The 11,323-nt window shown below is 71.6% G+C and carries 8 protein-coding genes; 1 reads left to right on the top strand and 7 read right to left on the bottom strand.

The window, feature by feature from the left end; translation table 11 throughout:
* From ADY59_RS44245 to ADY59_RS44215, 7 genes are all read right to left on the bottom strand, one after another.
* A partial coding sequence (locus ADY59_RS44245) for an ROK family protein (RefSeq protein ID WP_049576405.1) occupies window positions 1-592 on the bottom strand: 592 nt, incomplete at its 3' end.
* Window positions 589-1,791, bottom strand: coding sequence for a mannose-6-phosphate isomerase, class I (manA, locus tag ADY59_RS44240; RefSeq protein WP_049576403.1), 1,203 nt, complete (start codon window positions 1,789-1,791; stop codon window positions 589-591). The genes ADY59_RS44245 and manA, both read right to left, overlap by 4 nt.
* A gap of 11 nt (window positions 1,792-1,802) precedes the next feature.
* Window positions 1,803-2,639: a carbohydrate ABC transporter permease gene (locus ADY59_RS44235; RefSeq protein WP_049576401.1), complete on the bottom strand. Its 837-nt coding sequence runs from the start codon at window positions 2,637-2,639 to the stop codon at window positions 1,803-1,805.
* A complete protein-coding gene (locus ADY59_RS44230; protein ID WP_049576399.1) occupies window positions 2,639-3,529 on the bottom strand; it encodes a carbohydrate ABC transporter permease in 891 nt (296 codons plus the stop codon). The genes ADY59_RS44235 and ADY59_RS44230 overlap by 1 nt, the downstream gene beginning before the upstream one ends.
* 53 nt (window positions 3,530-3,582) lie before the next feature.
* Window positions 3,583-4,890 carry an ABC transporter substrate-binding protein gene (locus ADY59_RS44225; RefSeq protein WP_049576396.1) on the bottom strand — a complete coding sequence of 436 codons (1,308 nt, stop codon included), beginning with the start codon at window positions 4,888-4,890 and terminating at the stop codon, window positions 3,583-3,585.
* Window positions 4,891-5,104: 214 nt separating this feature from the next.
* Window positions 5,105-6,145 (bottom strand): LacI family DNA-binding transcriptional regulator, encoded by a 1,041-nt coding sequence (locus tag ADY59_RS44220; RefSeq protein ID WP_049576394.1) that lies wholly within the window; start codon window positions 6,143-6,145, stop codon window positions 5,105-5,107.
* The gene (locus tag ADY59_RS44215; RefSeq protein WP_082310867.1) at window positions 6,142-8,625 is read right to left on the bottom strand and encodes a glycosyl hydrolase 2 galactose-binding domain-containing protein; all 2,484 of its coding nucleotides are present in this window, start codon (window positions 8,623-8,625) and stop codon (window positions 6,142-6,144) included. The genes ADY59_RS44220 and ADY59_RS44215 overlap by 4 nt, the downstream gene beginning before the upstream one ends.
* A gap of 189 nt (window positions 8,626-8,814) precedes the next feature.
* Between ADY59_RS44215 and ADY59_RS47875 the strand changes: the two genes are divergently transcribed.
* Window positions 8,815-11,295: a cellulase family glycosylhydrolase gene (locus ADY59_RS47875; protein ID WP_053175754.1), complete on the top strand. Its 2,481-nt coding sequence runs from the start codon at window positions 8,815-8,817 to the stop codon at window positions 11,293-11,295.
* Window positions 11,296-11,323: the final 28 nt, after the last annotated feature.

Below are 11,323 nucleotides of genomic sequence, written 5' to 3'. Positions count from 1 at the left end.
GACGGGGGGCGGCGCCCCCGGAGGGGGTCCAGCCGGCGGCCAGGGCCCAGCGGACCATGCTGGGACCGCTGGCGATGGTCTCCAGACAGCCGAGGGTGCCGCACGAGCAGCGTTCGCCGTCGCGGTCGACGATCACGTGGCCGACGTGCCCGGCGTTGCCCGTCTCCCCGAGCACCGGGCGGCCGTCCAGGATCAGGCCGCCGCCCACGCCGGTCGAGACCACGATCCCGAGAAGCGACCGGGCGCCGTGACCGCCGCGCCACCATTCGCCGAGCGCCATGCACTGCCCGTCGCCCGCCATCGCCACCTCGGCGCCGGGGACGAGACTCCGCACGGTCCCGGCCAGCGGGAAGTCCCGCCAGGCCGGGATGTTGACCGGTGAGACCGTTCCCGCCGGGAGGTCGAGCGGGCCGGCCGAGCCGATGCCGACCGCGCCGATCCCCCGTACGCGGAAGTCGGCCACGAGGTCCCGCAGCGTGTCGGCCGGGATCCGCCCGATGGGCCGCTCGGCGCGGCGCAGCAGCCTGCCGTCGGCGGCGACGTGCGCTGCGGCGAACTTCGTCCCGCCGATGTCGAGAGCGAGGACCGTCATACCCCCTCCCCCGGCGACGCCCCACCACGAGCGGCCGCGAAGCCGGGGGCGGCGTCGAAGACGTGGGCCTTGCCGGAGAGGCGGGCGTCCGGCGCGGCCGCCGGGAGGAAGGCCGCCTGTCCGGCGCCGAGCCGCAGCCCCGACAGGTCGGCCTCGCCTTCGGCACAGAGCAGGACGCGCGGGACCCCACCGGGCAACAGGTGCCCGGACCGGCCGGACAGCTCATGACGGACGAGGCGGAACTCGGCGACGGGCGGACGGTAGGCGTGCCGCCCGTCCCCCTCCGGCTCGGCTGGGACGACATGGGGCAGGGACGGACGGAAGCCGACGACGCCCATGAGCCCCGGCACGTCGACGTGCTTGCCGGTCAGCCCGCAGCGCAGCACGTTGTCGGAGCCGGCCATGACCTCCACGGCGACACCGCCGAGGTAGGCGTGCGGCACGCCCGCCCCGAGGAAGACCGCCTGCCTGGGCGCCAGCCGTACGTGGTTGAGCAGGAGCGCGGCCGTGACCCCGGGATCGCCGGGGCAGGCGCGGGCCGGCCCCGCGTAGACCGCGAGCGCGGGATCGCGCGGGCCGGACAGCAGAGCCCGCTCGACGGCCGCACGGCAGTCGCGCGCCCCGTCGGCGAGCATGCGCCCGAACACCCGGCGCAGCGTGACCCCGGCCGGGCGGCCGGAGCGCAGGATGGCGATCCAGTCCCGGGCCTGCGGCACGTCCAGCGCTTCCAGCAGGTCCGCCGCGTTCTCGGGCGTACGGAATCCGCACAGCGCGTCGAAGCCGGTGAGCGCGCACACCATCTCGGGCTTGTGGTGCGGGTCCTTGTAGGTGCGGGCGGGATCGCCGATCGGCACCCCGGCGGCTTCTTCGCGCGCGTATCCGGCGCGGGCCTGGGTGGTGTCCGGGTGGACCTGCAACGACAGGGGCCGCTCGACGGCCAGGACCTTCAGCAGGTACGGCAGGTTCGGCCCGAAGGCGTCCAGCGTGCGGCGGCCGAGCAGGCCGTCCGGGTCGCGCCCGATCAGCTCGCCGAGCGGCACCCCCCGCACGGTGGACGGGGCGCCGGAGTGGGCCCCGGCCCAGAGCTCGGCCTGCGGCTCGCCCGTCGCCGGGGTGCCGAACAACTCGGGGAAGGCGGTCGGCGATCCCCAGGCGTACGGCCGGATCGCGGTGGTCAGCGGCAGCGGTTCGTGGTGCATGAGGTCCTCGCCTACTTCGTGGAGCCCTGCGTCAGGCCGTTGTAGATGAAGCGCTGCAGCATCAGGAAGACGGCCAGGGTGGGGATGATGACGAGGATGGTGCCCGCCGAGATGTTCTCCCAGTGCGCGCCGAACGGGCCCTTGAAGCGGAACAGCGACGTCGAGATCGTGCCGAGGCCCTGGTCGGGCATGTAGAGGAAGGGGATGTAGAAGTCGTTGTAGACCGCGATGCCCTTGACGATGACGACCGTCGCGATGGCCGGCTTGAGCAGCGGCAGGATGATCTTCCAGTAGATGGCGAAGGCGGACGCGCCGTCCAGCTTGGCGGCCTCGTCCACGGAGACCGGGATGCTCCGCATGAACTGGAGGAAGATGTAGATCGCGACGATGTCGGTGCCGAGATAGAGCACGATCGGCGCCAGGCGGGTGTTGAACAGCCCGAGCTGGTCGATCACCTGAAATGTCGTCACCTGGGTGGTGATGCTCGGCACCAGCGTGGCGAGCAGGAAGAGGCCGACGACCAGCCCCTTGAACCGGAAGGTGAACCGGTCGATGGCGTAGGCCGCGGCCGAGCCGACGAACACGGTCCCGACGATCGACACGATCAGGATGACGAAGGTGTTGAACGCCGCCTCCGCCATCCGTCCCTTCTCGAACGCGGTGACGTAGTTGGCGAAGTTCAGCCAGTCGCCGGGCGGGGAGAGCGGGCCGCTGCCGGTCGCCAGTTCGTCGGAGGTCTTCAGCGAGGTGAGCAGCACCACGCCCAGCGGCAGCAGGACCACCACGCTCGCCACGATCAGCGACAGGTACTTGAGCGTGCTCGCCACCCGGGCTCGGACGGCGGTCATCAGGAGGCCACCCTCTCTTCGGGGAAGGCCCGGCGTTGCAGCCAGGCGACCAGCAGGATGATGACCAGGAGCACCACCGCGGCGGCCGACGCGAGCCCGGTCTTGTCGAACCGGAAGGCGAGCTTGATCGTCTGGATCACGAAGGTCTCACTGGCGCCCGCGCCTCCGGTCATGATGTACGGGATCTCGAAGACCGACAGGCAGCCGGAGATCGCCAGGATCGCGGTCAGCCCGATCAGGGGCCGCAGGCTGGGCGCGATGATGAAGCGGAACTGCTGCCACCGGCCGGCCCCGTCGAGTTCGGCGGCCTCGTACAGCTCCGGCGAGATCGACTGGATGGCGCCGAGGAACAGCACGAAGTTCAGCCCGAGGAAGCGCCACACCGACACCCCGGACAGGGAGACGTTGACCAGGTCGGGGTCGCCGAGCCAGAGCTGTCCGCCGCCAAGGCCGAACAGGCCGAGCACGGTGTCGAACGTGCCGCCTTCCTGGAAGAAGTAGAGGAAGACGAAGCCGATGGCCACCCCGTTGATCAGGTACGGGAAGAACAGGATGCCCTTGAACAGGTTGCGGAAGCGGGTGTTGAAGCTGAGCACGGTCGCGAAGTAGAGCGCCAGGACGATCTGCACGACCGCCGCGCCGAGGTAGTAGGCGCTGGCGACGAAGACCTTGAACAGCTCGGGACGGGTGAAGATCTCGACGTAGTTCTCCATCCCGGTGAAGGTGTAGTCCGGGCTGACGCCGTCCCAGTCGGTGAAGCTGTAGACGACCATGTTGATGATCGGCACGTACGAGAAGACGACCAGCAGGGCCAGCGGCACGAGCAGGAACATCCAGGGGGTCAGGGCCTGCCGCCCGCCGCGCCTCAGGGATGACGAGGTCGGTGTCATCTCTGCCTTTCTTGTGAGGTGGTACGCCGAGGCGCGGTGCCAGGGCTCGCGGGTCAGGCGGCGGACTGCTGCCCGCTCTTCCACTTGGCGGACAGTTCGGCGAACACGCTGGTCAGGTCGCCCTTGGCGGCGCCGCGCGCCACGTCGATGAGCTTCTGCCGGTAGTCGGGCGACTTGAGGCCGACCTCGGCCTCCTTGTCGATGGCGTCGACCAGGACCCGGTGGTCGGTCTCCAGCTCGATGAGCTTGACCCCGGCGTCGCTGTACGGCTTGAGCGCCGAGGGCAGCGGGGCGGTCTTGACGCTGGAGACGCCCTGGTTGGTGGCGGAGAAGCCGGACTTGTCGACGAACCAGTCGAGCCAGGCGCGCGCGGCGGGCTTGTTCGCGGAGTGGCTGTTGACCGCGTACTGGTAGTCGGGGTTCAGGACCGAGCAGAACGAGCCGCCGGCCTGGGAGGGGAAGGGCATGAAGGCGATCGAGTCCGCGCTCTCACCGGCCGTGGTGGCCGCCGCCTGCATCTGCGGGATCGCCCAGGAGCCTAGCCACATCGCGCCGATCTTGCCGGTGGCGATGTGCTTCTTGGAGTCCTCCCAGTTGGTGGTGGTCGGGTCCTTCTCGGTGAGCTTGCCGTGCACCGCGCCGAACAGCAGCGAGTCGATGACGTTGAGGTCCTTGCCGGGGGCCCAGGGGTCCTCGGTGGTCAGCGCCTTCTCGGCCGTGGCGTCGCAGGTGACCGAGCCCATCGCGTTGGTCCAGTTGGTGAGCGGCCAGCCGTCCTTGTAGTTGGTGTAGAGCGGGATCGCGCCGGTCTTGTCCTTGACGGCCTTCAGCCCGGCCAGGAACTCCTCGGGCGTCTTGGGCCATTCCGTCACGCCGGCCCTGGCCCACAGGTCCTTGTTGTAGACGAAGCCGTTGGCCGAGGCGAAGGAGACGAGCCCGTAGACCTGGTCCTTGACGGTGCCGGCCTGGACGAACTTGTACTTCTCGGAAAGCTCGGCGGCGGAGCCCAGCGGGGCGAAGAACTTGGGGTAGTCGCCCTTGGCGATCGCGTTCGGGATGAGCAGCACGTCACCGTAGTTGTCGGTGTTCATGCGGATCTTGACTTCGCCCTCGTAGTCCGTGATCGCCTCGAACTCGACCTGCACGTTCGGGTAGACCTTGGCGAACTCCGCGGCGTACTTCTTCATCGTGCCGTCGTTCACCAGGTCGGTGCGGTTGGTCAGGACCGTGATCGCGCCGGAGACCTTCGCCGGGTCAGCCGCCGCCGTCGCGGGCGCCGTGCTCGTCCCGCTGCCGCCGCAGGCGGCGGCCAGCGCCGCGGTCACCGCGAGGGCCAGACCGGTCAGCGCAACTCTGCGCATCTCTCACCATCTCCTATCGAAGCACCGGGGTTGCGGTGAACAGTCGCATGCCTGGTTTAGCTGTAAGAAGGGAAGAAGCACCGAAGATGCATAACCGTTACATGCAGGTCAGCGTTACAGGACGAGTCCATGCCGTCCGAGCTGCGCTAATACTGACTAAACCGCTTTAGTAACCGGTGGGCATGCAAGGGCACCGTGGCGGCCTGGCCATGGTTCAGCGCACTCGGGCAGTGGTGCCGCGCGGGACGAGCACGGGCGCCGGGACCGCGCCTGACTCGGTCGAGCCGTGCTCGACCAGGTCCATCAGGCGGCGCGCGACCTCGGCGCCGAAGGCGAAGACGTCATGGCTCATGGCCGACAGCGGCGGATGGGTGAGCCGGCACAGCTGGGAGTCGTCCCAGGCCAGCAGGGACAGCTCGGCGGGCACCGAGACGCCCATCTCCGTCGCCACCGACAGGCCGGCCACGGCCATGATGTCGTTGTCGTACAGGATCGCCGTGGGCCGCTGGGCGGAGGCGAGCAGGGCGCGGGTGGCGCGGGCGCCCTGCTCGCCGGAGAAGTCGGTCGGCAGGACCCGCCCGGGTTCGAGGTTGAGGTCGGAGACCGCCTTGGCGAACGCCTCGCTCCTGATCGCGCTGTGGCCGAGGCCGGCCGGTCCGCTCACCCGTGCCAGCCGCCGGTGCCCCAGCGCCGCCAGATAGCGCACCGCCTCGGCGACCGCCGCGCCGTCGTCGGTCCACACCGACGGCAGCCCGCCGGTCAGGTCGGGGTGCCCGACGGCGATCAGCGGCAGGCGCAGGTCGGCCGCCGCCGCGACCCGGGGGTCGTCGAGGGTGAAGTCGACCATGATGGAGCCGCGGATCTGCTTGCTGCGGCCCCAGCCGTCGACGACCCCGATCTCCTCCTCGACGTCACTCACCAGCCGCAGCAGCAGCGAGTGGGAACGCTCGGCCAGCACGCTCTCGATGCCGGAGATGAACTCCATGTAGAACGGCTCCAGCCCGAGCAGGCGAGCCGGTCTGGCTATGACCAGGCCGACGTTGCTGACCTGGGTCGAGGCCGACGACAGGGAGCGGGCGGCCTGGTTGGGCAGCCAGCCCAGCTCACGGGCGGCCCTGAGCACCTTCTCCCGGGTGGCGGCGGACACGCCCGGCTTGTCGTTCATCGCGAGCGAGACCGAGCCCTTGGACACCCCGGCTCGCTCGGCCACCTCGGCGATGGTCACCTTCCCGACGGGCCGGGCGGGAGAACTCATGGTCGGGCGACCCCCTCCGCGGCGCTGACGCACGTGTTGACGCAGAACAGCGCCGACCGCACGGCGTCGGCATGGGCATCGGCGCCGACCGCGTCCAGGCCGGTCACGCCGATCGTGACGCTCTCGCCGGGCAGCAGCGTGACCAGCCCTCGGTCGGCCACGGCGGCGGGGCCGAGCCGGTCGGCCTGCAGCAGCAGATCGCGTACGAAGGCCCGGGCGGTGATCACAACGTCGAGCCTACCGCCGGAGGCGTCCAGACGCAGGTCGAGCTCGGCCTCCGGGTAGGCGAACGCCTTGTCGGGGCCGCCCAGCACGACGTCGCGCAGGCCGTCGGCGTCGGCGACGAGAACCTCGGCACGCGCGTCCTTGATCTCGGCGACCTCCGCCGTCAGCGGCAGCAGCGCCACCGAGCGCGGCGGCACCTCGAACGGCACCCGCTCCTCGGCCAGGCTCGTGCCGTCGGCGCGCAGCCTGCGGACCACCGCGCCGCCCCGCCACGGCTCGGGCGATTGGTTGTCCACCGCGAGCACGCGCGCGCCGTCCCTGTTCTGGAAGGTCAGCAGCCGGTCCGCGTAGAGCCGGCGCAGCTCGTGGTAGAGCGGCTTCGGCCGGGCGGCCCCGTCGATCGCCGCCCACGAGGTGACCGGCCAGCAGTCGTTGAGCTGCCAGACGACGGTCCCGCCGCACACCGGCCAGTGGGAGCGCCAGTGGGCGATCCCGGTCGCGACGGCGCGCGCCTGGTTGACCTGGGTGAGGAAGTGCCAGCGGTCGAAGTCCCGCGGGACGTCGAAGTGGTGGGCCAGGCCCCGGTCGAGCTTGCCGTTGCCGTCCTCGGCCTTCTGGTGGTGCAGCATGCCGGGCGAGCCGGGCGTGAGCGGGTCGTCGCCCAGCCACTCGCGCAGGGTGGCGTACGCGGGCGGCGCCTGCCAGCCGAACTCGGCGGCGAAGCGCGGCACGTCGTTGAGGTAGTCGGTGTAGTCGCGGCGGTTCCACGCCTCCCAGAAGTGCGACGGGCCGTGCGCCGGGTCGTTGGGATGGTGGTCCCAGGAGCCCGACCAGGGACTGCCCGCCTGGTAGGGCCGCGTCGGGTCCAGCTCGGCGACCACGCGCGGCAGCAGGCCGAGGTAGTAGCCCTCGCCCCAGCTGTCGCCGGCCAGCTTCGGCTCCCAGCCCCAGGCCCGGAAGCCCCACAGGTTCTCGTTGTTGCCGTTCCACAGCACGAGGCTGGCGTGCGAGCTGAGCCGGGTGACGTTCTCGCGGGCCTCGGCCTCCACCTCGCCGCGCAGCGGCTGCTCCTCGGGGTAGGCGGCGCAGGCGAACAGGAAGTCCTGCCAGACCATCAGCCCCAGCTCGTCGCAGGCGTCGTAGAAGGCGTGGTCCTCGTAGATGCCGCCGCCCCAGACGCGGACCAGGTCGACGCCGGCGTCCGCGGCCTGGCGCAGCCGGTGGCGGTAGCGCTCGGGGGTGATCCGGGCGGGCAGGGCGTCGTCGGGGATCCAGTTGACCCCGCGGGCGAAGATCGGCTGCCCGTTGACCCGCAGGGTGAACGCGGTGCCGTGCTCGTCGCGCGCGTCGTCCAGCTCCACCGTCCGGAAGCCCACGCGCCGCTGCCAGCGGTCGAGGACCCGGCCGGTGGCGGGGTCGGACAGCACGACGACGCAGTCGTACAGCGGCTGGTCGCCGTAGCCGCGCGGCCACCAGAGGGCAGGCGCGGGCACGTCCAGCACGGCCACCGCGCCGTCCGTTCCCGGGGGGACGGCCAGAGTGGCGCTCCGCCCGGCCGTCTCGACGGTCAGCGTGAGCTCCCGGTCCGCGCCCTGCCCGGTGCGCTCCAGCTCGACGTGGGCCTCGATCCGCCCGTCGCCGTCCGCGACGGTGACCAGCGGCCGGACCGTCGCCAGCCGGGCGGTGCTCCAGCTCTCCAGCCTGGCCGGCCGCCAGATCCCGGCGGTGACCAGGGTGGGGCCCCAGTCCCAGCCGAAGGCGGCGGCCATCTTCCTGACGTAGTTGAACGGCTCGGGGTACTCGTTCGGCCGGGCGCCCAGGCGTTCCTTCAGGGCCTCCGCCTCGGTGTAGGCCGAGGTGAAGCGCACCGACAGGGCCGAGCCCGCCCGCGCCTTCCCGGTCACGTCGAAGCGGTAGGAGCGGTGCATGTTCCGGGTGCTCCCCAGCTCCTCGCCGTCCAGGAGCACGCGCGCGACGGTGTCGAGGCCGTCGAAGACCAGGTCCGTGCGCTCGAACCCGTCGGGGACCTGGTCCACGGTGGTGTCGTAGCGCCAGTCGGCCCGGCCCGCCCACGCCACGTCGAGCTCGTTCAGGTCCCGGTACGGGTCGGGGATCAGCCCGGCCGCCAGGAGGTCCGTGTGGACGCAGCCGGGCACCCGGGCGGGAATGGCCTCGTCCGGCAGCCCGGCCGGGGCGTCGCCGCCGGTCAGGCGGAGCGTCCATCCGGTGTCCAGCGGCTTACTCTGCTTCGTCAAGCGCTGCTCCTCATCCACAGATTACCTTGAGCGGTTTAGAGCATGATGCCGGAAACCGCTGGGAATCGCTAAACCAGACCTAAACTGCGCCGGTGCAACCGACCGTTGACACGGTTCTCACGGCGGTCTTAGTGTCACGGTTACTTATCCGGTAAAGCAGCACCCGGACTTCCCACGTTAGGTGTCACCATGCCGTCCATCAGATGGGCGAGTCTCGCCGCGGTCGTCCTCGCACTCTCCCTGGCCCCGCCCGCGCACGCCTCCCCCGGCCCGGAATCCGGCGCCGACCTGCGCTCCCTCAACACCCGCTTCGTGACCAGGGCCGACACCCGGCTCAGCCTCGACGGCAAGCCGTTCCGCTTCGCCGGCACCAACGTCTACTGGCTCGGCCTGGACGAGAACGTCGGCGGCGTCGACTACCCCACGTTCTTCCGCATCCGCGACGCCCTCGACACGGCCAAGGCCATGGGCCTGACCGTGGTGCGCTCGCACATGATGGCCTCCACCGGCAACGAGCTGTCGATCCTGCCCGCCAAGGACAAGGGCTTCAACGACGAGGCGTTCGCCACCGTCGACTACGCCATCGCCTACGCCGGCTCGATCGGCCTGCGCCTGATCCTGCCCCTCACCGACGAGTGGTCCTACTACCACGGCGGCCACCGCGACTTCACCGACCCGTACGGCCTGCCGTCCCCGGCCTTCTACACCGACGAGCGCGTGATCGCCGACTACCAGGCGTACGTCCGGCACGTCATGCACCGGGTCAACCCGCTCACCGGCCGCGCCTACAACGCCGACCCCACGATCATGGCCTGGGAGTTCGGCAACGAGCTGGAAGGGATGACGCTCGACTGGATCAACACCAACGCCGCCAAGTTCCGGCAGTGGGCGCCACGCCAGCTCGTCGCGGCCGGCCGCCGCTTCGACATCGACCCCGACACGCTCGCCGCGCCCGGCGTGGACATCGTGGACGTGCACTACTACCCGCCGACCGCCGAGCGGGTCAGCGCCGACGCGGCCACGGTGACCGGCGCGGGCAAGGTCTACATCGCCGGCGAGTACGCCTCCACCGCCGCCACCGCGGACCTGCTGACCCCGCTGGCCGAGGACCGGAACGTCACCGGCCTGATGTCCTGGTCGCTGTTCGGCCACTCCGACCGCAACGGGTTCGTCCAGCACGACGACGGTTTCACCCTGCACTACCCCGGTGACGACGAGCGGATGCGGACCTCGGTAGAGGCGCAGATCGCCTTCGCCGAGCAGGTCTCCGGCCGCGAGCGGCGCCGGGTCCGCGTCGGCCCGCCGCTGATCACCCAGGTGGACAAGCGCGGCGGGCTCAACGAGCTGCGCTGGCGCGGCGCGGCCGGGGCGAGCGGCTACGTCGTCGAGCGTTCGGCGCGCGGGCGCTGGAGCGCCGCCCACGAAGGGCTGCTGACCGACAACCGGACGCCGTGGATCGACCCCGTCCCGGGCGACGTCTCCTACCGGGTCGTCCCGGTGGACCGGCACGGCCGCCGGGGCACCGCCTCCGAGCCGATCCGCGTCACCCGCTCCCAGGCCGTGCTCGCCGACCCGCTGGAGACGACAGACCTGGCCGACGCCTCCGCGAACGTCGTCATCACCCCCGGGAACGGCACCGCCGTGGCCCGCGCGCGCGGCGACGCCTGGATGTCGTGGAGCCGCCCCGGCATCGAGCGGGTGCGCTTCGGGGTGGTGGGCAGGGCCCGTGTCCAGGTGCAGGTCTCGGAGGACGGCGCCGCCTGGCGGACCGTGCGGCACGAGAGCCGCGGCGGGCAGGTCACAGCCGACGCCAAGGGCGCGGACCACGTCCGGGTGCTCTGGAGTGCCGGCACCGGGCTGACCCGCGCCACCCTGTGGTCGGCCGACCCCGCCCCGGTCACCACGCCGCCGGCCGCTCCCGGCCCGCTCACCCCCGCCGCGGGCACCCCTGACGTGCTGGGCACGCCGGAGTTCACCTGGGGCCCGGCCCCGGGCGCGGGCTTCTACTCGCTCGCCGTCTCCGAGCACGCGGACCTGAGCGACCCCGTGCTGTCGGCCACCGCGATCACCGGGACGAGTCACAGCCCCGCGGGAGCGCTCGACCCCGGCACGACGTACTACTGGCAGGTCACCGCGGTCAACGCGGCCGGCCGGACCCGCAGCGAGGTCGTCTCCTTCACCACCCGCCCGCTGCCGACCGCTCCCGCCGTCGTGGACGACTTCGCGTCCTACGCCGACACCGCGCAGCTCGCCCGGACCTACGCGCGCAACCCCGGCGGCGACCCGATCGACCCGCGGCTCGCGCCGGGCCCGGCCATGCGGCTGGACTACACGCTCGGGTCCGCCGGATACGCCGGCGTGACCCGCACCCTCTCGCCCGCGCTGGACCTGTGGGGTCAGCACGGCCTGGAACTGCGGCTCAGCCAGACCGGGACGGCCGCGAAGGTCACCGTCCAGTTCGTCACCGGCGGCGTCTACTTCGAGCACACCCTCGACGCGGCCCCCGACGGCACCGTCCGTATCCCGTTCGCCGACTTCGACCACCCGAGCTGGGCGGGCGCGGGCCCGCTCGACCTGACCCGCTTCGAACAGCTCTCGTTCTACGTCGGCGGCGGCCCGGGCGCCGGCACGCTCACCGTCGGCCACGTCACCGCCTACCCCGCCCCGTAACCCGCGCGGAAAGAACCGACCCCCGCTC

The organism is Nonomuraea sp. SBT364 (assembly GCF_001083785.1).
In the GTDB taxonomy this organism is placed as follows: Bacteria; Actinomycetota; Actinomycetes; order Streptosporangiales; family Streptosporangiaceae; genus Nonomuraea.
The sequence above is the reverse complement of the archived record's forward strand: the minus strand, read 5'-3'. Positions and strand labels throughout refer to the sequence as shown.